Genomic DNA, 25,681 nt, shown 5'->3' with positions numbered 1-25,681 from the left:
CTACGAAAGGTCGACAAAGTGTCTGTGCCGAAGTGGCTCAAGCTGTCCCACCAGCAGGTTTTCCCACACAAAGCGTTCGTGGTGTCAGATGTGACGCCGGTGATCGATTACGAGCGGTCAACGAAAGACAACAAGGTTCAGGCGACTGATCGAGAATCAGGCCTGCCGTTGTGGCAGGTGGAAGTCCTCGACGGTGATCCGGCCGCGAGCAAGCGGGCACGCACCCTGACCGTCAAGTTCGCAACGCCCAAGCAGCCTGTGTGCCCACAGAACACTGCCGGAATGCCTTTTACACCAGTGATTTTCGAAGAGTTGTGCGTGTTGCCGTACGTGGACCGTTCGAGCGAATCCGGCCGCATTGCGTGGTCGTTTCGGGCCTCGAGCATGACCGCGGACACTGGCAAGGCGGGGTCCTCAGCGGCAGACCGGGCGTCAGCATGAGTCCGTACGACCCCGTAGTACCTAGCGATCCGTATTCGATTCCAGATCCCGACGCCGGGACGGACCTCTTTGACCTCACGCACCTACTGACGGTCGGCGCCACATGGCTCACCGCGGTGACCGGCGTGGTCACCCTTTCGCTCGTCGTTTGGAGACTGCGTTCGCCCGCCACATTTGGGCGCTATGTCGCAACCCCTGCGCGGCGGATCCGATGGCTGCTATGGGCGTTGACCTCTTGGCCGCGAGTTGCCAAGGCCTGCGGGCTGTCGACTTCCGAGCGCGTCGCACGTACGGACTCGCAGGGCAAGACCACGACGAAGACAGTCTGGACCCACCCTCGCCTTCTCGGGGTGAGCATCTCCGATCACTGCCTGCACATGACCGTCCGCACACGAACGGGCCAGACAGTCGATGACCTCGAAAACGCGGTCCCCGCGATCCGCGACGCTGTCGGGGCACATTCCGCCCGTTCCACGGTGGTAGCACCCGGGACGGTTCGCATGGAATTTGTTATGCGACAACAGCTGTCGGCCATCAAGACTGCTAGACGGCCAGCCTGCACCGAGGCAACTGCCGTTAAGATTGGCCGACGGGAGAACGGCTCGGCTTGGATTCTCCGCGTCGCTGGCCTCCACACCCTCACTGTCGGGTGCTCAGGAGCGGGCAAGGGCTCCATTTTTTGGGGCATTGCAGGCGGCTTAGGCCCGGCCATCAGGTCAGGAACCGTGCGGCTTTTCGCCGTCGACCTCAAGTACGGGATCGAAGTGTCAGTCGGCTCCGCCCTATTCAGCAAGATCGCGACGACCGAGGTCGAGGCCGCGAGCCTGCTCAACAAGTTGGAGGAGCTGCTGGATTGCCGTGGCCGCAGGATGGCCGGCCAAGCGCGTTCGCACACACCGAGCACCGCCGAACCGCTCGTGGTGCTGCTCATCGATGAATTGGCGGGCTTGACCGCTTACATGACAGACGTCGCCCTCAAGAAGCAAGTTGCAGCCTCGCTCTCACGCATCCTGACAAAGGGCAGGGCCGTAGGCCTCGTGGCCACCGCCTTCATGCAGGACCCCCGCAAGGAGATTCTGCCCATGCGCGGGTTGTTCACCCAGACCGTTGCATTGCGGCTGCGTTCACGCGACGAAGTCGCGATGGTTCTGGGTGATGGCCTCGCTGATGCCGCACCCGCGCACCGCATCAACCCGAGTGAACCTGGGACCGGATACGTCATCGCAGAAGACGGATCAACGATGCGAGTACGTGCCGACTACTGGCCAGATTCGTTAATCCGTTCTGTTGCACAAGAATACGGGTTCAAGAGCCAAAGATCTACTGGTCCCGCAGAGAACTGAGGACAGCGGCATGGCAACTCTTGGCATCAACGCCACCACCAAGATAGCGACCTTTCCAGAGCTTCTGACAGCGGAACAGGTGGCGGAGCTGCTTGGCGTGTCCACTGCCACCGTGAGCCGATGGGGCGCGCTACGGGAACACGGCGCAGATGTGGGGCCGCCCTGCTACACGCTATCTGATCGCGTAAGACGTTGGGACGCAGCGGAAGTCCGCGCGTGGCTCAAGCAGGTGCACCGCTAAGTGGCCGGATCAGTACCGCGCGGCATCCGAAAGCGGACCAATTCAGCCGGCCAGGCGCGCTACCAAGTGCGCTACCTGGTGCGCGATCCAAACTCCCCGTCAGGATGGGTCGAGACATCATCGACGTTTGCCACCATGCGGGAAGCGCGCGCGTTCAAGGCGGATCGCGACGGCGAGTCGGCGATCGGCGCCCGACGATTCGACCCCAGACTTGGCCGCGCCAGCCTCTCCGCTATCTGGACGCAATACAGCGCGTCGAAGCAGCCGGCCGTTTCCCCCAAGACGTGGAGCGGCTACGTGCAGCATTGGGAACTGCGTATCAGCCCGCGCTTCGGCCATGTCCCGGTCGACGAGGTCAGCCGGAAGGATGTGCAGCAGTTCATCGGCGGCCTCACCGTGGGCCCGTGGGCCAGACTCGCCACGCTCCGGCTGCTGCGCTCGATTCTCGACATGGCTCGCGAGGACGGCCGAATTCACATCAACCCGGCCCAAGGTGTGTCATCCGGTCGGATGCCGGCGCGGGAACGTCACCGCTACCTCTCCGCTACGGAAGTCGCCGCCCTAGCAACCGCCTGCGGCGGCCAAGGCGACATCGTCACAATCCTGGCCTTTACCGGTCTGCGCTGGTCCGAACTCGTCGGCCTGCGCGTCGGCGACATCGACCTCAAAGCACGCCGCCTCTACGTCCGCCAAGCCGCCCCGGACGTGGAGGGCCGAATTATCGTCGGGCCACCGAAAACTCGCGCCGCCGTCCGAACCGTCCCACTCCCCCAAATCGTCATCGACGCGCTCGAGCCACGAATCGAAAACCGCTCACCTAAAGAACAAGCGATCACTTCACCAAACGGCGGCTTTCTCAGATCAAACAACTGGCGCAGACACACCCACTGGAACAAAGCCCTCAAGCAAACCGGCTTGGCGCCGTTGACGATCCACGACCTGCGCCACACCTACGCGAGCCTCGCCCGCAAATCCGGGGCCGACCTCCGCTACGTCCAGAAGACCATGGGGCACTCGACGCCGACTGTCACCGCCAACATCTACAGCGACCTCTACTCAGACGAACTCGACCACGTCGCTACGAATCTCGACCGGCTCAATGACGTCGCCAAAGACCAGGCGAACGGACAGGAACCGGACACACCGAAATATCCATAGAGTGCTGTCACCGCGTCCGTGCAGTTCAAGACTGGTGGCCAGGGGCGGGATCGAACCGCCGACCTTCCGCTTTTCAGGCGGACGCTCGTACCGACTGAGCTACCTGGCCGGAAGGCAGCGAGTGCCTCGCCGCGCTTGGCGACCCTGACGGGACTCGAACCCGCGACCTCCGCCGTGACAGGGCGGCGCGCTAACCAACTGCGCCACAGGGCCTTGCTGCTGCTCCGCGTCACCGCGTCGCGTACCCCCAACGGGATTCGAACCCGTGCTACCGCCGTGAAAGGGCGGCGTCCTAGGCCACTAGACGATGGGGGCCAGAACCGAATCACTCCGGGGTACTCGCAACGTGGTTTCGTTGGGAGCCACGTCAGCTTAGGTCACGGTGTGCCCAATCCTCAAACGAGCCGGGTTTTCGGTCCAAGTATCCTGAATCTTCGCGGCCCCTATAGCTCAGTTGGTAGAGCTACGGACTTTTAATCCGCAGGTCCTAGGTTCGAGTCCTAGTGGGGGCACCACATCGCGCATCGCGTGGGCCGTGCGCGACCGATGACCGCTCATCGCCCGAGCACAGCGCTGCAGTACGTCACGTCGGCGAAGGCCGCGGCGACGTCGTCGTCGGCGTAGACGAAACCGTTCGCCGCGTGCAGATCCGCGACCGTCGTCGACGACGTCTGCCAGCCGCGCTGGTTCAGGTGATCGACGATGTGGCTGCGCTGGCCGTGGTACACGAGGTCGTTGAAGTCGATCTCGAAGCCGAGTTCGCTCATCCGGTCGTGGTGAGCACGCCACCGCGGGTCGGCGAAAACCGCGGTGTCGGGCACGAATTCGAAAGCGAGACGACTGCCGGGGGCGCTCAGCGAGGTGACGTTGTCGAACAGCGCATCCTGAGCGTCGTCCGGCAGATAGACCACCAGGCCTTCGGCGCTCCACGCGGAGGGGGCCTGGGGATCGAATCCCGCGGCCCGCAGGGCCGAGGCCCAGTCGTCGCGCAGATCGATCGCGACGGTGCGCCGCTGCGCGGTCGGCTCGGCGCCCAGATCGCCCAGGGTCAGGGTCTTGAACTCGATGACCTCCGGCATGTCGACCTCATAGACGACGGTGCCGGCCGGCCAGGGCAGCCGGTAGGCGCGGGAATCCAGGCCCGACGCGAGGATCACCACCTGGCCGATGCCGCCGCGGGTGGCATCCAGAAAGAATTGGTCATAGAACCGGGTTCGGCAGGCCATTCCCTGCGCCATTCGCCGGGGATCGAACTCCGTGTTCCCGCCGGCCTCGATTTCGCCGTTCACCAGGCGGACGTAGACGTCGATGCCGACCGCCCGCACCAGCGGCGCGGCATAGGGGTCGTCGATCAACTTCGCCTCGGAGGACAGCGCCCGCTGGGCGGCCACCATGGTCGCCGTCGCCCCCACGCTTGTCGCCAGGTCCCAACGATCACGATCGGTGCGCGCCATGATGCCCCTTCAGTCGGCTCGGAAAAAGATAGATAATCTAGTTAACATCACGGACTCGGTGTGGCGGCCGACGGGGCTACTCTCCGACCTATCTGCTGCCGTCCCACTCCGGAGGACCCGTGACCGATTTCGCTCAACGAACGATCGAACTGGCTCGCCGCAACGTGGCCGAAGGCGGTCGGCCGTTCGCCACGGTGATCGTCCGGGGCGGCGAGGTGCTCGCCGAGAGCGCCAACCGGGTGGCCCAGACGAACGACCCCACCGCCCACGCCGAGATCCTCGCCATCCGCGAGGCCTGCGTGAAGCTGGGCACCGAGCACCTCGTCGATACCACTATCTACGTGCTGGCCCACCCGTGCCCGATGTGCCTGGGCTCGCTGTATTACTGCTCGCCCCGGCAGGTCGTGTTCCTGACCACGCGCGAAAGCTACGAGCAGTACTACGCCGATGACCGCAAGTACTTCGAGTTGTCCACGTTCTATGACGAATTCGCCAAGGACTGGGACCGGCGGCGCCTGCCGATGCGCTACGAGCCGCACGAGGGGGCGATAGAGGTCTACCGGCTGTGGAACGAGCACAACGGCGGCCGACGCCAGACGACGGTCGTCCCGCCGTCCTGAGCCGCCCCCTTGGCAAGTCCCGCCGACCTTCGCTAGTATTTGCGTATGCATGCAGGTAATAGCAAAGGGCGTCTTCCCGACGACCAGGCCGGCCTGGTGGTCGAGGTCTTCCGGATGCTGGCCGATGCCACCCGCGTGCAGGTGCTCTGGTCGTTGACCGACCAAGAGATGTCGGTCAACGAACTCGCCGAGCACGTGGGCAAGCCGGCGCCGTCGGTTTCCCAGCACCTCGCGAAGTTGCGGATGGCACGTCTGGTCCGCACCCGCCGGGAGGGCACGACGATCTTCTACAGCCTGGAGAACGACCACGTCCGCCAGCTCGTCATCGACGCCGTTTTCAACGCCGAGCACGCCGGACCCGGGGTCCCCGGCCACCACCGCGGCGACGACGGGCTAAAGGCGGTAGCCGAATCGTCGAACCGACACCGCAGCAGCGGCCGCTGAGTCGGCCGGAAGCACAAGGCATTTCACGCAAGGAGGCATCACCGATGAGCGAAGAGCACACCCACGACGCACCGCACGACCACGAGCATCGGCACGGCGACGTGACGCACGCACATGCACACACGTCCCACGAGCACGACCACGTGGAGCACGAACACTCCCACGCGCACGACGACGGGACCGAACACACCCATCGGCACGTGCACCAGGCCGGGCTGGAGGACGTTCACAGCCACGCCCACGCCTAGCGCGGACGACGACCGTACGGCTAGACCGAATTGCCGCACTCCTCCTCACCCCGCTTCGCGGGCTGCATCGTCGTACGGCTCAAGACACCATCGGACAGTAGTGCTTGGGGTCCCCGCGTTCGTCGATCGGCGGCAGATTGCGCGCCGGCGTTTGCACCAGCGGGGTATCGAGCGGAATTCGCCCGCTGGCGCGGTCCAACCCGGCACGCGCCCGCGGGTGCTTGCGGAATCTGCTTGGCACCAGGGCGAATACGAAACGAACCAGGTCGCCAAAACGCCGGTGCAACCACTCGTCGCGGCGCGACCACCGGTAGCCCATCAGCTCCCGCACCGGGGGGTCGTAGAGGCCGACGGTCAGCCAGACGAAGAACGGTGCCAGCAGTTTGCGCTGCAAGGCCCACAAGGGTTCCGGAATCCATTGCGCGAAAGGCGGTTTGGGCAACTCGCTGAGATCGAGCACGGCCCGTGCCGCCTCGTTGCTTTCCAGCACGTTGCGGCACATGTGGTCCCAGTAGGCCTGGAACTCCTCCCATGACTTCGGCACGGGACGCATGCTCATGCCGTACATGCGGTACCACTCGACATGTTCGTCGAACAGTTGACGCTTTTGCGCCTCGGTGATCCCACCGCAAAACCGTTCGGCCACGTGAATGGTGCCCATAAAGAAGGTGGAATGCGCCCAGTAGAAGACGTCGGGGTTCAGGGCGTGGTAGCGGCGGCCCTGGTCGTCGACGCCCTTGATGTCGGTGTGGTAGTCGCGGACTTCGGCGCCGGTCACCGGGGCGCGCTCACCGTCGAAGACGACCCCGCCGATGGGGTACAGCGAACGCAGCAGACGCGGCCACCGCTCGCGGAAGAAGGTGGAGTGGTCGAGCACCGCCGCGCCCAGTTGGGGGTGCATGTTCTGCATCGATCCGGCCCATGGGCCCTGCAGCATGCCCCGCCAGTCCCCGAAATAACGCCAGGTCAGGGAATCGGGTCCCAGCGGTGTTGGCGGCGCGTCGTAGCCCAGTGGCGATACGGGACAGCCGCCCGCGACACCGTTGGAGCCGTCGGCCGGCCCGCCAGACTGATCAGGGGCGCCGGTCGCGTCGCTGGTCAGGGGGTGCGATGCGGACGTATCTTGAGTCACTATTGGATTCCTGTAGGTATCTGAATTTTTGACTACAGCCGTTGTCATTTTCAGCTTAGGAGCGATGTGCAGACGGGTCAACGACGGGGCCGCTGGACCGGCGTCCCCTTGGAGAGTCGCCTCGCGCTTCGCCGTGACAATCTGATCAGCGCCGGGGTGCAGCTGCTCGGCGGTTCCGGGGGGCCGGCGCTGACCGTGCGCGCGGTGTGCCGCAAGGCCGCGCTGACCGAACGCTACTTCTACGAAAGCTTCGCCGACCGTGACGAATTCGTGCGCGCGGTCTATGACGACGTCTGCACGCGGGCAATGAACACCCTGACGTCGGCGACGACCCCGCGAGAGGCCGTCGAGCGGTTCGTCGAGCTGATGGTGGACGACCCGGTCCGCGGGCGCGTGCTGTTGCTGGCGCCGGCGGTGGAGCCGGTGCTGGTGCGGTCGGGCGCGGAGTGGATGCCCAATTTCATCGACCTGCTGCAGCGCAAGCTGTCCCGGATCGGCGATGCCGTGCTGCAGAAAATGATCGCCACCAGCCTGGTCGGTGGCCTGTCGAGCCTGTTCACCGCCTACCTGCACGGGCAACTCGGGGCGACCCGCAGACAGTTCATCGACTACTGCATCAACATGCTCTACATCACCGCGGCGCCGTACGTCCCCGCCGGAGAGCTCGGCAAGTCGCAGTAGCGGGTTTTCATTCGGGCCGGATCGGCAAGCCGTAAAACTGGGGGTTGATCGCGATGTCAAACCGTTATCGACCACGCCCGACGAGGAACTTGCTGCTACCGAAGTACACAGATATATTGACTGCTACCCATCGACACAGATAACTGGAGGCACTATGTCAGCCGAGCTGACAAACCTACAGCTGCTGCACGAACTCCAGCCGGTCGTCGAGAAGTACCTGAACCGGCACGAGAGCATGCACAAGAACTGGAACCCGCACGACTACATCCCGTGGTCGGACGGAAAGAACTTCTATGCGCTCGGTGGGCAGGACTGGGAGCCGGGACAATCCAAGCTCTCGGACGTCGCCCAGGTGGCGATGGTGCAGAACCTAATGACCGAGGACAACCTGCCGTCCTATCACCGCGAGATCGCGATGAACTTCAGCATGGACGGCCCCTGGGGCCAATGGGTCAACCGGTGGACCGCGGAGGAGAACCGGCACGGGATCGCGCTGCGCGACTACTTGGTGGTCACGCGCGCGGTCGACCCGTACGAATTGGAGAAGCTGCGCATCGAGGTGGTCAACCGCGGCTTCAGCCCCGGCCAGAACCACCAGGTTCGCGAAGACCTGTTCGCCGAGAGCCTGTTCGATTCGGTCACCTACGTGACCTTCCAGGAGTTGGCGACGCGGATCTCGCACCGCAACACCGGTAAGGCGTGCAACGACACGATCGCCGATCAGTTGTTGGCCAAGATCTCAGCCGACGAGAACCTGCACATGATCTTCTACCGCGACGTCACCGAGGCCGGGTTCGAGATCGCGCCCAATCAGGCGATGAAGTCGCTGCACAAGGTGTTGCGCAACTTCCAGATGCCCGGCTACCAGGTGCCCGAGTTCCGGCGCAAGGCCGTGATGATCGCCGTGGGCGGCGTGTACGACCCGCGCATCCACCTCGACGAGGTCGTCATGCCGGTGTTGAGGAAATGGCGCATCTTCGAGCGTGAGGACTTCTCGGGTGAGGCCGCCGCCTTGCGCGACGACCTGGGGGTGCTGATCAAGGAGCTGGAGCAGACCTGCGACAAGTTCGAGGTCTCCAAGCAGCGCCAGCTCGACCGGGAAGCCCGCACCGGCAAGAGGACCACAGCCGTCGAGCTGCATCGGACGGCGGGCACGCTGACCATGAGCCGGCGGTAACCAAGCGGTGCGCATCGGTTCCATCGCGCTCGCGAGCCCGGTGGTTCTGGCACCGATGGCTGGCGTCACCAACGTCGCCTTCCGGACGCTGTGCCGTGAGTTGGAGCGATCCAAGGTCGGCACCGTCAGCGGCCTCTACGTCTGCGAGATGGTGACGGCCCGCGCGCTCGTCGAGCGTCACCCGGTCACCATGCACATGACCACGTTCGCCCCCGACGAGTCGCCCCGGTCGCTGCAGCTCTACACCGTCGACCCCGCGACCACCTACGCGGCCGCCAAGATGATCGCCGACGAAGGCCTGGCCGATCACATCGACATGAATTTCGGCTGCCCGGTGCCCAAGGTGACCAAGCGCGGCGGCGGGTCGGCGCTGCCCTACAAGCGGCGGCTGTTCGGCCAGATCGTCGCCGCGGCCGTGCGCGCCACCGAGGGCACCCAGATACCGGTGACCGTCAAGTTCCGCATCGGCATAGACGACGAGCACCACACGCACCTCGACGCCGGACGTATCGCCGAAGCCGAGGGCGCCGCCGCGGTCGCGCTGCACGCCCGCACGGCGGCGCAACGCTACTCCGGCACCGCCGATTGGGACGAGATCGCCCGGCTGAAGCAGCATGTGCGCACGATCCCGGTGCTCGGCAACGGCGACATCTACGACGCCAGCGACGCCCTGACGATGATGGCCGCCACCGGATGCGACGGCGTGGTCATCGGCCGCGGCTGCCTGGGCCGCCCGTGGCTCTTCGCCGAGCTGTCGGCGGCTTTCACCGGCAGCCCTCCGCCCACACCACCGACGCTGGGCGAGGTCGCCGACATCGTCCGCCGGCACGGCCAGCTGCTGGCCGCGCACTTCGGCGAGGACAAGGGCATGCGCGACATCCGCAAGCACATCGCGTGGTACCTGCACGGCTTTCCCGCCGGCTCCGAGCTGCGCCGAGCGCTGGCAATGGTCAAGACGCTCGACGAGCTGGACCGCCTTCTCGACCGATTGGACGCCAACGTGCCCTTCCCGGACGAGGCGAGCGGGCCCCGGGGCCGGCAGGGTTCACCCGCCCGGGTCGTGCTCCCGGAAGGCTGGCTGGACGACCCCGACGACTGCACGGTGCCGGCCGGCGCCGACGTCATGCACTCCGGCGGCTGAGTCCACCGGCTCGAAATCGCTTCCGGACCGATAACTCAGTACGATGTGGGCTTTGTTGCATGCGCTTGGACGGCGGATGATTTTGTGCCGCCGCACGGGCGCGACGAAAACGGATGGCACGAGCCGTCGCGCCGACACGAGCGGCGCCGCGCTGCCACCACGCACGGACACGCTGACGTCTGCATCAGAGCTTCGGAGGCCGGTAGGACATGAGTGACGGCGAGCGCGACGCCACTCGTAACGGTCGGCATGCACCGGGCGAGGTTCACGCCCAACCGATCCCGACGGGCCCGTCGCCGAGCCTGGGCGCCGCTCCCTGGGAGCGATTCTTCGAACCGCCGCCCGACGACAACATCCATCGCTGGCAGCCCGAAACGGCCGTCGAGCCCGCCGCGCCGCAGGAAGTCGACGACACCGAGCACACCGGAAGCCACGCCGGGGGCGGGGTCAGCGTCGCCGATCTGATCGCCAAAATCGGTGCCCCCGACCGGCCCATCCACAGACGCGCGGCCCCGGAGGTCGAGCCTTCCGAGCCCGAATTCCCCGAGCCCGAATTCCCCGAACCCGAATTCTTCGAGCCCCGCCCCCAAGCCTTCCGGCCCGAGCCCGAACCGCCGCTCGAGCTGCAGAAAACACAGGTCATCGACGACCTCGCCTACTCGTTCGACGCGGTCTCCGAGCTTCGCGAGCTCATGGACGCCGACTACCCGAACGAGGACGAGCCCGACGAGCCGGCATCCGGCGCCGTCGACACCGCCGCCGAGGAGCCCAAACGCCGGCGCCCGATGCTGCTGGCCGGCCGCTCGGTGGCGGCGCTGGCCGCCGTGCTGGCGCTGGTGATGACCGGCGGGGCCTGGCAGTGGAGCACGTCGAAGAACGCCCGGCTCAACACGATCAACGCACTCGACCCGCACTCGGACGACATCCGCGACGCGAACGGGCAATACGGCGACGAAGACTTCTTGATCGTCGGCCTCGACTCGCGCGCCGGGGACAACGCCAACATGGGCGCCGGCGACACCGACGACGCCGACGGCGCCCGCTCGGACACCGTCATGCTGGTGAACATCCCGGCCAATCGCAAACGCGTGGTGGCGGTGTCGTTCCCGCGCGACCTGGCGATCACCCCGATGCAGTGCGAGGCCTGGGACCCCACCACCGGCAAGTACGGCCCGCTCTACGACGCGAAGACGCAGACGTGGGGACCGAAGATGGTCTACACCGAGACCAAACTGAACTCCGCGTTCGCCTTCGGCGGCCCGAAGTGTCTGGTGAAGGAAATCCAGAAGCTGTCCGGATTGAGCATCAACCGCTTCATCGCCGTCGACTTCTCCGGCTTCGCGAAAATGGTGGATGCCCTCGGCGGCGTCGAGGTGTGCTCGAGCACCCCGCTGCACGACTACGAGCTGGGCACCGTGCTCGAACACGGCGGGCGCCAGGTTCTCGACGGTTCCACCGCGCTGAATTACGTGCGGGCCCGCCAGGTCACCACGGAGATCAACGGGGACTACGGCCGCATCAAGCGCCAGCAGCTGTTCTTGTCGTCGCTGCTGAGGTCGTTGATCTCGGCGGACACGCTGCTTGACCTCAACAAGCTCAACAACGTCGTCAACATGTTCATCAGCGACACCGTCGTCGACAACGTGAAGTCCAAGGACCTGGTGCAGCTAGGTCAGTCGTTGCAGGGGATGGCGGCCGGCCACGTCACGTTCGTGACGGTGCCCACCGGCGTCACCGACCAGAACGGCGACGAGCCGCCGCGGATGTCCGACATGCGGGCGCTGTTCGACGCCATCATCAATGACGATCCGCTGCCGGAGGAAAACGACCAGAACGCAAAGAATTTGAGCGCCTCGTCCGGCTCGGGCACGACGGGCGCGTCGAAGGCCCCGACCACCAGGAAACCGTCCCCGACGCCGGAGGCCCAACACGAGCAGGTCACCACGACCTCGCCGAGCGGTGTGACCGTGCGGGTTTCCAACGCCACCACGCAGACCGGGCTGGCGGCGACCGCGACCACCCAGCTCAAGCGGGACGGCTTCAACGTGATGGCCCCCGACGATTATCCGAGTTCGGTGACCGCGACGACGGTGCTGTTCTCGCCCGGCAACGAAGAGGCCGCGGCCACCGTGGCGTCCTCGTTCGCCAACGCCAAGGTCCAGCGGGTGTCCGGCTACGGGCAGGTCGTGCAGGTGGTTCTCGGCCCGGACTTCAAGTCGGTCACCGCCCCCTCGCCGAGCGGCTCGCCGATGAGTTTGCAGATCGAACGCGGCTCGAGCAACGCGCCGGCCAAGCTCCCCGAGGACCTGACCGTCACCAACGCGGCCGACACCACCTGCGAATAAGCCGTTTTGACGGCGCTCCGCGACCTGTCTGGGACGCGGGGAACGTATCCTTGACGACATGCGAACCGCCTACCACGAGCAACTCTCGGAGTTATCCGAGCGGCTCGGCGAGATGTGCGGCTTGGCAGGAATCGCCATGGAGCGGGCCACCCAAGCCCTGCTGCAGGCCGACTTGGTGCTGGCCGAACAAGTGATCTCCGACCACGAAGCGATCGCCGCGATGAGCGCGCGCGCCGAGGAAAGCGCGTTTGTGCTGCTGGCATTGCAGGCGCCGGTGGCCGGTGATCTGCGGTCGATCGTGAGCGCCATTCAGATGGTGGCGGACATCGACCGCATGGGTGCGCTGGCGTTGCACGTCGCCAAGATCGCCCGACGGCGGCATCCCCAGCACGCCCTGCCCGAAGAGGTCAACGGCTACTTCGCCGAAATGGGCAGCATCGCAGTCGAATTGGGTAACAGCGCCCAAGAGGTGGTGTTGTCGCGCGACCCGGAGAAGGCGGCCCGGATCCGCGAAGAAGACGACGCGATGGACGATCTGCACCGGCACCTGTTCTCGGTGCTGATGGACCGGGAATGGAAGCACGGCGTGGCGGCGGCCGTCGACGTGACGTTGCTGGGCCGCTTCTACGAGCGTTTCGCCGACCACGCCGTCGAGGTGGCCAGGCGCGTCATTTTCCAGGCGACCGGCAGACTGCCCGAGGAAGAGGCGAAACCGCCGTCCAGCTAGCCGAAGCGGCCCGAGATGTAGTCCTCGGTCGCCTTTTGATTCGGGTTGGAAAAGATCTTCTCGGTGTCGTCGACCTCGATCAGCCGCCCCGGTTTCCCGACGGCTTCCAGGTTGAAAAACGCGGTGTAGTCGCTGACCCGGGCCGCCTGCTGCATGTTGTGGGTGACGATGACGATCGTGTAGTCCTGCTTCAGCTCGCTGATCAGCTCCTCGATGGCCATCGTCGAGATCGGGTCCAGCGCCGAGCACGGCTCGTCCATGAGCAGCACGTCGGGCTGCACGGCGATGGCCCTGGCGATGCACAGCCGCTGCTGCTGCCCGCCGGACAGACCACCACCGGGCCGGTCCAACCGATCCTTGACCTCGTCCCACAGGTTCGCGCCGCGCAGTGAGTATTCGGCCGTCTCATCGAGCACCTTGCGATTGCGCACCCCTTGCAGCTTCAGGCCGGCCACCACGTTGTCGCGAATTGACATGGCGGGGAACGGGTTCGGACGCTGGAACACCATCCCGATGGCCCGGCGCACACCGACCGGGTCGACACCGGCGCCGTAGATGTCCTCGTCGTCGAGCAGCACGCTGCCCTCGACGCGCCCGCCGGGCACCACCTCATGCATGCGGTTGAGGGTGCGCAGCACCGTCGTCTTGCCGCACCCCGACGGGCCGATGAACGCGGTGACACTGCGCGGCAACACCGTCAGCGTCACCTCCGCGACGGCGTGAAACGACCCGTAGTAGATGTTGACGCCCTTGAGGTCCAACCGTTTGGCCACTACTGCTCCTGCCTATGACTTTCTGGCGCCAAGGAATTTCGCTATCACTCGAGCCACGATATTGATCGCGGCGATCACCAGGATGAGGGTTAACGCGGCACCCCACAACCGATCCGTGGGGATGGGGTTGAGGCCCGCGCCGACCGACGTCTGGTTGTACATCATGCCTGGCAGCGTCCCCATGAAGTCGCTGAAGATGTTGAAGTTCATCGATTGCGCATAGCCGACGAGGATCAACAGCGGCGCCGTCTCCCCCATCACCCGTGCCATCGCCAGCAAGATCCCGGTGACGATGCCGGACAGCCCGGTGGGAATGACCACCCGGACGATGGTCTTCCACTTGGTGATGCCCAGGGCGTAGCTGGCCTCGCGCAGATCCACCGGAACCACCCGCAGCATTTCCTCGGTCGCCCGCACGATCACCGGCAGCATCAGCAACACCAGCGCCAGCGATACCGCGAACTCCGAGCGGGGCAGGCCCAGCGTGGCCACACACAACGCGTAGACGAACAACGCCGCCACGATCGAGGGCACCCCGCTCAGGATGTCCACCATGAACGAGGCCAACCGGCCCAGCGCAGTGCCGCCGCCGTATTCGACCAGATAGATCGCGACCATCAGACCGATCGGAATGGAGATGGCGGCGCACACCAATCCCTGCAGCACGGTGCCGACCAGCGCATGGTAGGCGCCGCCGCCGGTCACGAAGGCCGTCATCCCGGCTTGCGAGTGCGACCACCAGACGGTGGAGGTGATCGCCCTGACTCCCTTGACGGTCACCGACCACAGCACCATCACCAGCGGCGCCACGGCCACCAGCAATGCCAGCGAAACCAGTACGGTCGCAACACGATTCGCGGTACGGCGGCGCCGGGACAGCGGTGAGAACGTCCGCGACTTGAGCGGGCGGTCCAGCATCGACGTCATCGCGCGGCCTTTCGGCCGGCCCCGGCGACGGCGCCCCGGGCCAGGGCGTCGACGAGGAAGGTGAGCGCGAAGAGTGTCAGGCCCGCGGCGATGTAGGCGCCCGACTTGAACCGGTCGTCGAACTCGGCCGCGGCGCCCGCGATCTTGGTGGCGAAGGTGGAGCCGCCGTCGAACAGCGACCAGCCGAACGCCGACTGGGTGCCCCGCAAGATGATCAGCAGCGCGACCGTTTCGCCCAGCGCGCGACCCAGCCCCAGCATCCCGCCGCTGATGTAGCCGGACCGCCCGAACGGCAGGGTGACGGTCTTGACCACTTCCCATCGGGTGGCGCCCAGCGCCAGCGCGGCTTCGATCTGGTCCTGCGGTGTCTGGACGAAGACCTCGCGGGTGACGGCGGTGACGATCGGCAGGATCATCACCGCCAAGACGATGCCGCCGGTGAAGATGGTGCCGCCGCCGGCGGCCGACGCGTTGCCGTCGGCGAACAGAAAGCACCAGCCCATGGAACGGTTGAGCCAGGTGGCGATGGGCCGCAGTTGCGGCGCCAACACATAAAGGCCCCAGGCGCCGTAGATGATCGAGGGAACCGCGGCCAGCAGATCGACCGCGTAGGCCAGCGGCGTCGCCACGCGCCGCGGCGCGTACTGGGTGATGAAGAGGGCGACGCCCAGCGCGACGGGCATGGCCAAGGTCAACGCGAACAGCGACACGAACACGGTCACCGGCAACAGGCTGGCGATCCCGAAGTGCATCGCCGACGTGTCGGTGGTGACCCAGTTACCGCCGTAGCTGAAGAAGTTCTCGCGGTCGCGCTGCAACGCCGGTGCCGCGCGCCCGAGCAGGAAGACGGCGATCGCGGCGATCACGACGATGATCAGCACGCCCGAGGTCTGCGCGAGCCGCCGGAATATCCGGTCTCCCACATGTGGTCGGGCCTCGCCCCACGGGCTGGTGGGTGTCGTCGGCGACTCGGGAATGGACGTGGCGAGGACCGCGCCCGCGCCCGAGTCGATTGGGTTTGGCCCCGAAAACTCCGTCACTGCGATCTCACCTGGTCACTGCAGCGCATCGATGGCGGCGACCAGTCGTTCCTTGACCTTATCGGGCAGCGGAATGTAACCGGCCGAGGAAAGTTCGGCCTGCCCGCTGGTGGCGGCGATGGAGAGGAACGATTTGATTGCCCCGGCGGTCTCGGCGTCGTAGCCCTTGGAGCAGACGATCTCGTAGGTCACGAGCACCAGCGGATAGACGCCCGGCTCCTGCGAGCCGTACATGGCGTTGAGGTCGAGCAACAGGTCGTTTCCCTCGCCGAGGAATTTGGCCGCCTTGATGGCGTTTCCGGCCGTGTCGTTGGTGAGCGGGACCACCCCGCCGCGGGTGGCGATTTTGGCGTAGGACATGCGCGCCTGGTCGGCGAAGCCCTTCTGGACGTATCCGATGGCGCCCGGAATGGCCTGGACCGCCTGGATGACCCCGGACGACTTCGCCGCGCCCTCGCCGACGCCGCCCTGGAATTCCGTACCGACCCCTTTGGCCCAGCTCTGCGGGGCGGCGGCGGTCAGATACTTCTGCACGTTGTCGGTGGTTCCCGACGAGTCGGACCGGTAGATCGGCGTGATCCTGGTGTCGGGCAGGGCCACTCCCGGGTTGAGCCCGACCAGGATGGGGTCGTTCCACGTGGTGATCTTGCCGGTGAAAATTTTGGCCACCGCGTCACTGCTGACCACCAGGGCCGGATTCCCCGGCAGGTTGTAGGCGAGCGCGATCGGGCCGAACACCAGGGGCAGGTCCCACGCCGGGTTCCCGCCGCACCGGCTAGCGGCCGGACCGATCTGTTCGGCGACCAACGGAGAGTCGGCCCCCGCAAAGTCCACGTGCCCGGCGATGAACTGCTCGCGACCGGCGCCCGACCCGGTCGGGTTATAGGCCAGACCCTTGCCCGGGCAGTACTGGCCCCACACCTGGTTGAAGACGGTGATGGCGTTCGCTTGCGCGGTCGAGCCTTCCGCCGTCAGGTTGTTCTTGCCGCCACACCCCGCGGTGCCCGCGGGGGCGGTGACGCTGGGCGCCGCGGCTCCGGGACGGTTCTCGTCGCTGCCGCAGGCGGCCAGCGCCGCGACGCCGAGTGCCGTCGCCAGCGCCACCGCGGCCGCCGCCCTGCCCTGCCTGTCGAGCTTCACCGATCTCGCTTTCATGACACCGTTCAAGACGCATGTGGGCGCCGCTGGTAATCCCCTGCCAGGTTGCCCGTCGCGGCGAAAGTATGCGCCGCCCCGGCGCGCAGCAACGCCTCGGTAGCAAGGACCAGGTTAACGATCCGGCTCGATGCCCCGCGTACCCGCGGTCAGTTGGCCGCGGGTGTGACCGCGTATGCGGTGTCGACGCTGTAGGTGGTGAACCCCAAGCGCTGGTAGGTGCGCACGGCGGCGACGTTGTCCGACTCGACGTAGAGCATCACGGTGGGATCGGCGGTGTCGGCCAGGCGGCGGGCCAACCATTCGATGCCGACGGCGGTCAACGCCTGGCCCAGTCCGCGGCCCTGGGCCGACGGATCGACGCCCACGACGTACACCTCCCCCAAACCGGGCCGATCGAGGTGCACCTTCGTCCAGTGAAAACCCAGCAGCCTGCCGCCCTGATCGCCGGCGGAGTCATCGAACGCCAGAAACAAGCCGGCCGGGTCGAACCACGGTTCGTCGCGCCGCTCCGCCAGTTCGACCTCGGTCCAGCCGCCCTGCTCGGGGTGGTAGGCAAACGCGGCGTTGTTGACGCGCAGTAGCTCGGCGTCGTCGGCCGTGCCCGAATAGGTGCGGATCTGCACCCCCGGCACCGACGGCGCGGTGTCGGGGAGATCGCGCAGTGAGCGTCGCATCTGCATCAGTTCCCGCACGGGCGCCAGGCCCAACGCGGACGCGGTCGCGCGGGCGGGCTCGAGCGTGCCGTGCGCCCAAAACCGGTTGCTCGCACCCGTTTTGGCCAACGCCGCGCGAATCAGCGCGGCCCCGATCCCGCGCCGACGCGCCCGTGGGTGCACGACGAGTTCGGCCATGGCCGTCTCACCCTCGCGGGCCGGGCTGAGATTGAGATAACCGATGATTGCGCCGGCGTCGTCCGAGGTGATCCGCAGGTGCTCGGTGCGGTCATGTCCGAGTTCGCGCAGTACCTGCTCGCCGACGGGCGCCACCCCATCGAATTCCGTTGCAGCACCGACAAGTTCGCGCACGCCCCGCTGTTCGTCGTCGGTCAGCGTCCGGCGCCAGTCGGGCGGGATCACTGAGTGTGCAAGGGATCGACCAACGGATCTTTGACGTCCTCGGAGTCGGATTCCGCACCGGATTCGCCGCCATCCGTGCCGTCGGGGTCGGACGAGTCGGTCGCCGGAGCGCGGCCGCGGGCCGGGCGGACCGCCTTGTAACCCACGTTGCGGACCGTGCCGATCAACGCCTCGTGCTCGGAACCGAGTTTGGCCCGCAGCCGACGCACGTGCACATCGACGGTGCGGGTGCCGCCGAAGAAGTCGTACCCCCACACCTCATGCAGCAGCTGCGCCCGCGTGAATACCCGCCCGGCGTGCTGAGCCAGGTACTTGAGCAACTCGAATTCCTTGTAGGTGAGATCGAGCGGGCGGCCACGCAGCCGGGCGGTGTAGGTGCCTTCGTCGATCACCAACTCGCCCAGGCTCACCTTGCCGGCGCTTTCCTGGTCCGCGAGCCCGCCGCGGCGGCCGACCACCAGCCGCAGCCTCGCGTCGATCTCGGCCGGCCCGGTGGTGGGCAGCAGGATCTCGTCGAGACCCCAGTCCGCGCTGATGGCCACCAGCCCGCCTTCGCTCACCACCGCCAACACGGGAACCGACCGGCCGGCGGTGCTCAGCAGGCGGCACAGCCCACGCGCGGACGACAAATCGGTGCGCGCATCCACGATCACGGCGTCCGCCGTCCCGGCCTCGAGCAGCGAAGCTGGTTCCGGCGGCGCCGTCCGCACGGGATGCGGAAGCAGCGACAACGAGGGCAGGACCGGATCGGGATGCAGCTCCGAGGTCAGCAGTAAAAGCTCCAACTAGTCCCTCCAGCTCGGGGGAACGGCATCTCCCAAATTCACAACGCCATCACGCGTTAGTTACCAGGTCATCTAACGATAACGTGTTACCTGGTTTTTTCGCGTGGCGGACGAGCCACTGTGAGCCCCGCCACGGGCGATCCGGCCCCGCCGGGGGTTACGCCACAATATGCGGGTGCGCAAGGTGCTGATTGCCGTGACCGCGACCGCGATCCTGCTGGCCGTGGTCGCCCTCGGCGCGATCGGAGTCGACTACGGCACCAGCATCTATGCCGAATACCGGCTGTCGGCCAGCGTGCGCAAGGCGGCCAACCTGGGCAGCGACCCGTTCGTGGCCATCGTGGCGTTTCCCTTCATTCCGCAGGCCATGCGCGGCAACTACGACCAGGTGGAGATCAAGGCCAACGCCGTCGAACACGCGATGACCGGCAAAGCCACCCTCGAGGCCACGATGTACTCGGTGGATCTCGCGCGTGCGTCGTGGCTGATCACGCGCGACGCGAAGCTCGCGGTGCACAAGCTGGAAAGCCGCATCATCATCGACTCGACCCACCTGGGCCGCTACCTGGGCATCAGCGACCTGATGGTCGAGGCCCCGCCCAAGGAAACCAACACCTCGACCGGCGGCGTCACCGCGTCGGGCATCTCCGACAGCCACGGGCTGGTGTTCACCGGCACGCCCAAATCCTCCGGCTTCGATCACCGCGTCAGCGTCTCGGTCGACCTGTCCATCGCCCCCGACGACCCGGCGACGTTGGTCTTCACCCCCACCGGCGTGCTGACCGGGCCGGACACCGCCGACCAGACCGTCCCGGCCGACAAGCACTACGCGGTGCTGCACGCCTTCGCGGGCAGGCTTCCCGATCAGCGGCTTCCCTTCGGCGTCGCGCCCACCACCGAGGGCGCGCGCGGCTCCGACGTCATCATCGAGGGCATCACCTATGGAGTAACGGTGTCCCTCGATGGGTTTAAACGGTCATGACGCACGCTGACGATGCCGCCGAACGCGGCGATGGCCAGGGGTGGCGCGCATGATGACGGTGATCGTGGTGACCGTCGCCGCGCTCGCCGTCGCGACGCTGCTCGGCTGGCTGTTGACCCGCCGCTCCGGCAGCATCCGGGAAATCGATCCCGGGCCGGATCGCGACCCCGCCGCCGACGTCGCAGCCCTGGGACTTTCCCGCGGCGGCCCGACCGTCGTGCATTTCAGCGCCCCGTGGTGCGGGCCGTGCGACCGGGTGCGCCGGGTCGTCACCCAGGTCTGCGACGACCTGGGCGACCCGGGATCTCCGATAGCCCACGTCGAGGTCGACCTGGACGCCAATCCCGAGACCGCGCGCCGTTATTCGGTGCTGTCCCTGCCCACCACGTTGATCTTCGACATCGACGGGCGGCAGCGCTACCGGACCTCGGGAGTGCCCAGCGCCGCCGACCTGCGGTCCGCCCTGAAACCGCTGTTGGCTTGACCACGGTGTCATTGGGTAAGCTGACCGACGTGTTAGCCCGCCTCGAGCCCATGCTCACCAAGCGCCGCGCAGTTGCGCTGTGCCGCACCGCGGGCTGTTGTTGTTGCTGTTGCTGCTGAGTAGCCGCGCCTTCGCGTAGCACTCGGAGCGGGCCCGGATCCCGACCGTGGCACCTCTCCCATCGTCATTTCCGTCAGCAACAGGGGTATTCGAGGAGTAACACCTTGCCGAGCAGCAACACCGCCACGCAGCCCGACCTCGTCGACGTGCGTGGACCACGATTTGCCGCGTGGGTGACCACCGGGGTCTTGATCCTGACGCTGGTCGTGTCGGCGGTCAGCCCGGCCGCCGCGGCGGCGATCCTTGCCATCCAGGCCGTCATCTTCGCCATCGGCGCCGTCGCCGGGCCCCGCCAGCACCCCTACGGCCGGATATTCGCCGCCGTCGTCGCGCCCCGGCTGGACCCGGTGCAGGACCGCGAACCCGCCGCGCCGCTGAAGTTCGCCCAACTCGTCGGCCTGATCTTCGCCGTGCTGGGTACGGCCGGTTTCGCCGCCGGTGCCGTCCTGGTCGGCGTCATCGCCACCGCGGCCGCCCTGGCGGCCGCGTTCCTCAACGCGGCCTTCGGAATCTGCCTGGGCTGCCAGCTCTACCCACTGGTGGCCCGCTTGCGAGGCGGCGCGCGCCCCACCTGACCTGCTGTAACCAAAAGTGATCGAAAGGACCCACTCCATGGCACGCTCCGACGTCCTGGTCTCGACCGACTGGGCTGAGAGCAATCTCGACGCGTCCGGCGTCGTCTTTGTCGAAGTCGACGAGGACACCAGCGCTTACGACGCCGGTCACATCCCCGGCGCGATCAAGCTGGACTGGCGCTCCGATTTGCAGGACCCGGTCAAGCGCGACTTCGTCGACGCCCAGCAGTTCTCGAAACTGCTCAGCGAGCGCGGCATCTCCAATGACGACACCGTGATCCTCTACGGCGGCAACAACAACTGGTTCGCCGCCTACGCGTACTGGTACTTCAAGCTGTACGGCCACGAGAAGGTCAAGCTGCTCGACGGCGGCCGCAAGAAGTGGGAGCTCGACGGCCGCGCACTGTCCAGCGATACCGTCAGCAGGCCCGCGACGTCGTACACGGCGGCCGCACCGGACAACAGCATCCGGGCGTTCCGCGACGACGTCATCGCGGCCATCAACGTCAAGAACCTCGTCGACGTGCGTTCCCCCGACGAGTTTTCCGGCAAGATCCTGGCGCCCGCGCATTTGCCGCAGGAACAAAGCCAGCGGCCCGGCCACATCCCGGGCGCCATCAACGTGCCTTGGAGCAAGGCCGCCAACGAGGACGGCACCTTCAAGTCCGACGAGGAGCTGGCCGAGCTGTACGCCGCGGCCGGCCTGGACGGCGACAAAGAAACGATCGCCTACTGCCGCATCGGCGAGCGGTCGTCGCACACCTGGTTCGTTCTCTACGAATTGCTCGGGCACAGGAATGTCAAGAACTACGACGGCAGTTGGACGGAATACGGTTCCCTGGTGGGGGCCCCGATCGAGTTGGGAAGCTGATATGTGCTCTGCACCGAAGCAAGGACTGACGTTGCCCGCCAGCGTCGACCTGGAAAAGGAAACGGTGATCACCGGCCGCGTCGTGGACGGCGATGGCCAGGCAGTGGGTGGCGCGTTCGTCCGCTTGCTGGACTCGTCGGACGAGTTCACCGCCGAGGTGGTGGCCTCGGCCACCGGTGACTTCCGGTTCTTCGCCGCTCCCGGATCCTGGACGCTGCGCGCACTGTCGGCGGCCGGCAACGGGAACGCCGTCGTGACGCCGTCGGGCGCCGGCATCCACGAGGTCGACGTCAAGATCGCCTGATCGGCCAGCTGCCCGCGACTGTGCCGCGACGGGACGAATAGACTTGTCCCCGTGGTGCTGTTCTTCGAGATCATGCTGGTTGTGGCGGTCGTGGTGATTTCATGGTTCGCCCTCTACACCCTCTACCGGCTCATCACTGACGAGTCGTGACGCGCGCCGGCGACGATCCAGAGCGCAGCGATGGGGAGGAGCGGCGCACATGACCCCCGCCGGCGACGATCCAGAGCGCAGCGATGGGGAGGAGCGGCGCACATGACCCCCGCCGGCGACGATCCAGAGCGCAGCGATGGGGAGGAGCGGCGCACATGACCCCCGCCGGCGACGATCCAGAGCGCAGCGATGGGGAGGAGCGACCATGACCTCCGACGAACCGTTGAGTGCGGCTAGTTCCGGCGACCGGGCGGTGGCCGCCGCCGCTGAGCGCGCCAAGGTGACCGCCGGCCGCAACATCCCGTCCTTCGATGACCTGCCCCTACCCGCCGACACCGCCAACCTGCGCGAGGGCGCGAATCTCAATGACGCGCTGCTGGCGTTGCTGCCGCTGGTCGGCGTGTGGCGCGGCGAAGGCGAGGGCCGCGGCCACGACGGCGACTACCGGTTCGGCCAGCAGATCGTGGTCTCTCACGACGGCGGCGACTATCTCAACTGGGAATCGCGATCCTGGCGGCTGAGCGCGACGGGCGATTACCAGGAGCGCGACCTGCGTGAGACCGGTTTCTGGCGCTTCGTCAACGATCCCGACGACCCCAGCGAATCCCAGGCGATCGAGCTCCTGTTGGCCCATTCGGCGGGCTATGTCGAACTGTTCTACGGGCGCCCGCGCACCCAGTCGTCGTGGGAGCTGGTGACCGATGCGCTGGCCCGCAGCAGATCCGGCGTGCTGGTCGGCGGCGCCAAACGGCTCTACGGCATCGTCGAGGGCGGCGATCTGGCCTATGTCGAGGAGCGGGTCGACGCCGACGGCGGCCTGGTGCCGCATCTTTCGGCGCGGTTGTCCCGGTTCGCCGGCTAGCGGCTCGGTAGCGGCCGCCGGCATGGAGCGGCCCCCGAGCCGTATTCCAGGTCGGACAAAACCGGAAGCTCGGGGGCCGGGTGACTGCGGGGAATTCGCCAGCGCATCTGTATCGCCAGCTCTTCCGAGCCGATGCAGCTAGCGCGCAGCCACCTCACATGTCCATGAAGCTATCAATTTCTCGGACCACCTCCTTCCTTGTGTACGGCCGACCGTACCCGCGAATCCCAGAGGCGACAACAGGATTCAGCGCTCAGCGATCGCTGACGATGGCGGCGTCGACCAATTCGGCGAAGTCCGCCGCCATCGGCGACCGCGGCAGCGGCAATCCGTTGAGGGTATGCACCCGGGCGGCCAACGTCATGCTCGAGATCAGCCAAACACCTTGCGCAGCAACCAGATCCGCGACGCGCAGCGCCCGGTAGTCGCAGTCGTACCCCTTTGCCCGGGCCACCTCGAACAGGGCCTGCTGGGTGGTGCCGCGCAGAATCGGATACCACGGCGGGGGCGTCAGCAGGCACGGCGTGCCCTCGGGTGCATCGGAGTCGGTGGCGACCACCACGGTCGAGCGTGGGCCCTCCAGGATGTAACCGTCCGTGCTGACGAAGATGACGTCACCGGCATCCTGGCGGCCGGCGTGGCGCAGGGCGGCCATGTTCACCGCGTAGGACAGCGTCTTGGCGCCGGCCAGCAGCCACGGCATCGCGTCGACGCCCGTGGCGGGCAGGCCGCGATGGAGGGTGATGGCCGCCAGTCCGTCGCGTCGGACCGCGGTGACGCGTTCGGGAACGCCGTTGACCATGACGTAGGCCGTCGGCGTCGAACCGCCCTCCCGGCCACGGCTGTAGATCAGCCGCATCGCGCCTTCGTCCGCGGTGCCCGCGCACCACCGCCGCGTGGCCGCCTCGATCGCACTACGCCAGCGCGGCAGATCCGGGGCGGGCAGATCGGTCAGCACGGCCGACTGGGTCAGCCGCTGCAGATGCGATTCGATCAGACAGGCCCGGCCGTCGCGCACCAACAGCGTCTCGAAGACGCCGTCGCCGCGCACCGCCGCCAGGTCGTCGGCGTGCAACAGCGGCGCGTCCGGCGAATGGACTTCGCCGTCCAGCGTGACGATCACACCGTTCGGGCCAGCCATGGTGGAGAAGCCTATCGGCTCACCGCTCCCAGGCCGAATGTGAAGCCGGCCGCACAGTCGTCGACGAACGTGCGGCGAGCTGCACACTCGGTGGGCGCACACTCGGCGGCCGTAGAGTTGACGTGTGAGCCACCCCGTCCCCGCACCCGATTCCGGACCCGACGCCGGCGCCGTCTGGCATTACGGTGACCCGCTGGGCGAGCAACGCGCGGCCGAAACCGACGCGATCGTGGTCGACCGCTCCCACCGCGGTGTGCTCACCTTGACCGGTAACGACCGCCAGACGTGGTTGCACAGCATTTCGACGCAGCACGTCAGCAACCTGCCCGAGGGCGCCAGCACGCAGAATCTGAGCCTGGACGGTCAGGGCCGCGTCGAGGACCACTGGATCCAGACCGAGCTCGGGGGCACCACCTACCTCGACACCGAACCGTGGCGCGCCGCGCCGCTTTTGGAATACCTGCGCAAGATGGTGTTCTGGTCCGAGGTCACTCCGAGCGACGCCGATCTGGCCGTGCTCTCGTTGCTGGGCCCGCGGTTGGCCGACCAAACGATCCTCGACGCGCTCGGAGTGGATGCGCTGCCCGCCGAGCTGTCCGCGGTTCCCCTCGACGGCGGGTTCGTGCGACGGATGCCCGGCACGCCGGCCGGGTCGGTCGAACTGGACCTGGTGGTTCCGCGCGGCGACGCCGGTGACTGGCGAAACCGGTTGTCGCAGGCCGGGGTGCGGCCCGGCGGCGTGTGGGCCTACGAAGCCCACCGGGTCGCGGCAGTGCGGCCACGGCTCGGCGTCGACACCGATGAACGCACGATCCCGCACGAGGTTGGTTGGATCGGCGGCCCCGGCGAGGGCGCCGTTCATCTGGACAAAGGCTGTTACCGCGGGCAAGAGACCGTCGCGCGGGTGCACAACCTGGGCAGGCCACCCCGGATGCTGGTGTTGCTGCACCTGGACGGCTCGGTGGAACGGCCGTCAACGGGCGACCCGGTGCTGGCCGGTGGACGTGCCGTCGGCCGCCTCGGCACCGTGGTCGATCACGTCGACCTCGGACCGATCGCGCTGGCGCTGCTCAAGCGCGGATTGCCCGCCGAGACGGAATTGGCGACCGGTCCGGAGGCCGCGGTCGCCGCCGTGATCGACGTCGATTCCCTGCCTCCCACCGAACAGATCGGCGCCGGGCGACTGGCCGTTGAACGGTTGCGGGGCGGTGCGGGATAATGAACGGTAACGTCCGCCACAGCGAGCAGGGGGCACCGACGCCCACTGGCGGGGCACGGTAA

The 25,681-nt window shown here is 66.9% G+C and carries 28 protein-coding genes and 4 tRNA genes; 20 read left to right on the top strand and 12 right to left on the bottom strand.

The window, feature by feature from the left end; genetic code table 11:
- Positions 1-18 precede the first annotated feature (18 nt).
- From OCU_RS28410 to OCU_RS28395, 4 genes are read left to right on the top strand one after another with little or no spacing between them, the layout of a single operon-like run.
- Positions 19-441, top strand: coding sequence for a hypothetical protein (locus OCU_RS28410; RefSeq protein ID WP_041787013.1), 423 nt, complete (start codon positions 19-21; stop codon positions 439-441).
- Positions 438-1,784, top strand: a complete 1,347-nt coding sequence (locus OCU_RS28405; RefSeq protein WP_014379116.1) for a hypothetical protein — start codon at positions 438-440, stop codon at positions 1,782-1,784. Before OCU_RS28410 ends, OCU_RS28405 begins: the two co-directional genes overlap by 4 nt.
- Positions 1,785-1,794: 10 nt before the next feature.
- The gene (locus OCU_RS51575) at positions 1,795-2,025 is read left to right on the top strand and encodes a helix-turn-helix transcriptional regulator (RefSeq protein ID WP_041787012.1); all 231 of its coding nucleotides are present in this window, start codon (positions 1,795-1,797) and stop codon (positions 2,023-2,025) included.
- Positions 2,026-3,183: a tyrosine-type recombinase/integrase gene (locus OCU_RS28395; RefSeq protein WP_041787011.1), complete on the top strand. Its 1,158-nt coding sequence runs from the start codon at positions 2,026-2,028 to the stop codon at positions 3,181-3,183. It begins immediately after the preceding gene.
- Positions 3,184-3,215: 32 nt separating this feature from the next.
- Here OCU_RS28395 and OCU_RS28390 read toward each other — a convergent pair.
- The 3 genes from OCU_RS28390 to OCU_RS28380 all read right to left on the bottom strand — a co-directional run bounded on the left by OCU_RS28390 (position 3,216) and on the right by OCU_RS28380 (position 3,498).
- Positions 3,216-3,292, bottom strand: a tRNA-Phe gene (locus tag OCU_RS28390).
- Between the two features lie 27 nt (positions 3,293-3,319).
- Positions 3,320-3,396: transfer RNA gene (locus OCU_RS28385), tRNA-Asp, on the bottom strand.
- A gap of 29 nt (positions 3,397-3,425) precedes the next feature.
- Positions 3,426-3,498: transfer RNA gene (locus OCU_RS28380), tRNA-Glu, on the bottom strand.
- A 124-nt stretch (positions 3,499-3,622) separates the two neighbouring features.
- Here OCU_RS28380 and OCU_RS28375 point away from each other — a divergent pair.
- A tRNA-Lys gene (locus OCU_RS28375) sits at positions 3,623-3,698 on the top strand.
- Between the two features lie 39 nt (positions 3,699-3,737).
- Here OCU_RS28375 and OCU_RS28370 read toward each other — a convergent pair.
- Positions 3,738-4,637: a class I SAM-dependent methyltransferase gene (locus OCU_RS28370; RefSeq protein ID WP_014379114.1), complete on the bottom strand. Its 900-nt coding sequence runs from the start codon at positions 4,635-4,637 to the stop codon at positions 3,738-3,740.
- A gap of 119 nt (positions 4,638-4,756) precedes the next feature.
- On the opposite strand from OCU_RS28370, the gene OCU_RS28365 reads away from it, so the two are divergent.
- Genes OCU_RS28365 through OCU_RS50110 form a run of 3 tightly spaced genes read left to right on the top strand, consistent with a single transcriptional unit; the run spans position 4,757 to position 5,949 of the window.
- On the top strand, positions 4,757-5,257 hold the full coding sequence (locus tag OCU_RS28365; RefSeq protein WP_014379113.1) for a nucleoside deaminase: 501 nt from the start codon (positions 4,757-4,759) through the stop codon (positions 5,255-5,257).
- A gap of 45 nt (positions 5,258-5,302) precedes the next feature.
- Positions 5,303-5,701 (top strand): ArsR/SmtB family transcription factor, encoded by a 399-nt coding sequence (locus tag OCU_RS28360; RefSeq protein WP_014379112.1) that lies wholly within the window; start codon positions 5,303-5,305, stop codon positions 5,699-5,701.
- Positions 5,702-5,745: 44 nt separating this feature from the next.
- Entirely contained in the window at positions 5,746-5,949 is a 204-nt protein-coding gene (locus OCU_RS50110; protein ID WP_014379111.1) for a hypothetical protein, read from the top strand.
- A 79-nt stretch (positions 5,950-6,028) separates the two neighbouring features.
- Here the strand turns inward: OCU_RS50110 and OCU_RS28350 are convergent, their stop codons facing one another.
- Positions 6,029-7,081, bottom strand: coding sequence for an oxygenase MpaB family protein (locus OCU_RS28350; protein ID WP_036458188.1), 1,053 nt, complete (start codon positions 7,079-7,081; stop codon positions 6,029-6,031).
- Between the two features lie 66 nt (positions 7,082-7,147).
- On the opposite strand from OCU_RS28350, the gene OCU_RS28345 reads away from it, so the two are divergent.
- From OCU_RS28345 to phoU, 5 genes are all read left to right on the top strand, one after another.
- A complete protein-coding gene (locus OCU_RS28345) occupies positions 7,148-7,762 on the top strand; it encodes a TetR/AcrR family transcriptional regulator (RefSeq protein WP_029384628.1) in 615 nt (204 codons plus the stop codon).
- A gap of 154 nt (positions 7,763-7,916) precedes the next feature.
- Positions 7,917-8,939 carry an acyl-ACP desaturase gene (locus OCU_RS28340; RefSeq protein WP_009954448.1) on the top strand — a complete coding sequence of 341 codons (1,023 nt, stop codon included), beginning with the start codon at positions 7,917-7,919 and terminating at the stop codon, positions 8,937-8,939.
- A gap of 55 nt (positions 8,940-8,994) precedes the next feature.
- Entirely contained in the window at positions 8,995-10,080 is a 1,086-nt protein-coding gene (gene dusB, locus OCU_RS28335) for a tRNA dihydrouridine synthase DusB (protein WP_231119628.1), read from the top strand.
- 209 nt (positions 10,081-10,289) lie between these two features.
- Complete coding sequence (locus tag OCU_RS28330) at positions 10,290-12,425, top strand: LCP family protein (protein WP_014379106.1); 2,136 nt, start codon at positions 10,290-10,292, stop codon at positions 12,423-12,425.
- Positions 12,426-12,483: 58 nt separating this feature from the next.
- A complete protein-coding gene (gene phoU / locus OCU_RS28325; RefSeq protein ID WP_008263921.1) occupies positions 12,484-13,152 on the top strand; it encodes a phosphate signaling complex protein PhoU in 669 nt (222 codons plus the stop codon).
- Here phoU and pstB read toward each other — a convergent pair.
- The 6 genes from pstB to OCU_RS28295 all read right to left on the bottom strand — a co-directional run bounded on the left by pstB (position 13,149) and on the right by OCU_RS28295 (position 18,911).
- Positions 13,149-13,925 carry a phosphate ABC transporter ATP-binding protein PstB gene (pstB, locus tag OCU_RS28320; RefSeq protein WP_008263919.1) on the bottom strand — a complete coding sequence of 259 codons (777 nt, stop codon included), beginning with the start codon at positions 13,923-13,925 and terminating at the stop codon, positions 13,149-13,151. The two genes, phoU and pstB, sit on opposite strands and share 4 nt — an antisense overlap.
- A gap of 12 nt (positions 13,926-13,937) precedes the next feature.
- Positions 13,938-14,852, bottom strand: a complete 915-nt coding sequence (gene pstA, locus OCU_RS28315) for a phosphate ABC transporter permease PstA (protein ID WP_014379105.1) — start codon at positions 14,850-14,852, stop codon at positions 13,938-13,940.
- A complete protein-coding gene (gene pstC, locus OCU_RS28310; RefSeq protein WP_041784786.1) occupies positions 14,849-15,892 on the bottom strand; it encodes a phosphate ABC transporter permease subunit PstC in 1,044 nt (347 codons plus the stop codon). The genes pstA and pstC overlap by 4 nt, the downstream gene beginning before the upstream one ends.
- 15 nt (positions 15,893-15,907) lie before the next feature.
- Positions 15,908-17,032 (bottom strand): phosphate ABC transporter substrate-binding protein PstS, encoded by a 1,125-nt coding sequence (gene pstS, locus OCU_RS28305; RefSeq protein ID WP_014383806.1) that lies wholly within the window; start codon positions 17,030-17,032, stop codon positions 15,908-15,910.
- Between the two features lie 164 nt (positions 17,033-17,196).
- Positions 17,197-18,126 carry a mycothiol synthase gene (gene mshD, locus OCU_RS28300; RefSeq protein ID WP_009955014.1) on the bottom strand — a complete coding sequence of 310 codons (930 nt, stop codon included), beginning with the start codon at positions 18,124-18,126 and terminating at the stop codon, positions 17,197-17,199.
- The gene (locus tag OCU_RS28295) at positions 18,123-18,911 is read right to left on the bottom strand and encodes a winged helix-turn-helix transcriptional regulator (protein WP_014379102.1); all 789 of its coding nucleotides are present in this window, start codon (positions 18,909-18,911) and stop codon (positions 18,123-18,125) included. Before OCU_RS28295 ends, mshD begins: the two co-directional genes overlap by 4 nt.
- A gap of 169 nt (positions 18,912-19,080) precedes the next feature.
- Between OCU_RS28295 and lmeA the strand changes: the two genes are divergently transcribed.
- The 6 genes from lmeA to OCU_RS28260 all read left to right on the top strand — a co-directional run bounded on the left by lmeA (position 19,081) and on the right by OCU_RS28260 (position 23,259).
- The gene (gene lmeA / locus OCU_RS28290) at positions 19,081-19,893 is read left to right on the top strand and encodes a mannan chain length control protein LmeA (RefSeq protein WP_009955016.1); all 813 of its coding nucleotides are present in this window, start codon (positions 19,081-19,083) and stop codon (positions 19,891-19,893) included.
- A gap of 49 nt (positions 19,894-19,942) precedes the next feature.
- Positions 19,943-20,377, top strand: a complete 435-nt coding sequence (locus OCU_RS28285) for a thioredoxin family protein (protein WP_009955017.1) — start codon at positions 19,943-19,945, stop codon at positions 20,375-20,377.
- A gap of 224 nt (positions 20,378-20,601) precedes the next feature.
- Entirely contained in the window at positions 20,602-21,072 is a 471-nt protein-coding gene (locus OCU_RS28280) for a DUF4395 domain-containing protein (protein ID WP_009955018.1), read from the top strand.
- 37 nt (positions 21,073-21,109) lie between these two features.
- The gene (locus OCU_RS28275) at positions 21,110-21,943 is read left to right on the top strand and encodes a sulfurtransferase (protein ID WP_008263910.1); all 834 of its coding nucleotides are present in this window, start codon (positions 21,110-21,112) and stop codon (positions 21,941-21,943) included.
- Between the two features lies 1 nt (position 21,944).
- Entirely contained in the window at positions 21,945-22,247 is a 303-nt protein-coding gene (locus tag OCU_RS28270; protein WP_008263909.1) for a DUF1416 domain-containing protein, read from the top strand.
- 355 nt (positions 22,248-22,602) lie between these two features.
- Positions 22,603-23,259 carry a heme-binding beta-barrel domain-containing protein gene (locus OCU_RS28260; protein ID WP_008263908.1) on the top strand — a complete coding sequence of 219 codons (657 nt, stop codon included), beginning with the start codon at positions 22,603-22,605 and terminating at the stop codon, positions 23,257-23,259.
- A 253-nt stretch (positions 23,260-23,512) separates the two neighbouring features.
- Here the strand turns inward: OCU_RS28260 and OCU_RS28255 are convergent, their stop codons facing one another.
- A complete protein-coding gene (locus OCU_RS28255) occupies positions 23,513-24,382 on the bottom strand; it encodes an aminodeoxychorismate lyase (protein WP_014379101.1) in 870 nt (289 codons plus the stop codon).
- A 142-nt stretch (positions 24,383-24,524) separates the two neighbouring features.
- Between OCU_RS28255 and ygfZ the strand changes: the two genes are divergently transcribed.
- A complete protein-coding gene (gene ygfZ, locus OCU_RS28250; protein WP_009955024.1) occupies positions 24,525-25,619 on the top strand; it encodes a CAF17-like 4Fe-4S cluster assembly/insertion protein YgfZ in 1,095 nt (364 codons plus the stop codon).
- Positions 25,620-25,681: the final 62 nt, after the last annotated feature.

Source organism: Mycobacterium intracellulare ATCC 13950, assembly GCF_000277125.1.
GTDB classification, from domain to species: domain Bacteria; phylum Actinomycetota; class Actinomycetes; order Mycobacteriales; family Mycobacteriaceae; genus Mycobacterium; species Mycobacterium intracellulare.
The sequence above is the reverse complement of the archived record's forward strand: the minus strand, read 5'-3'. Positions and strand labels throughout refer to the sequence as shown.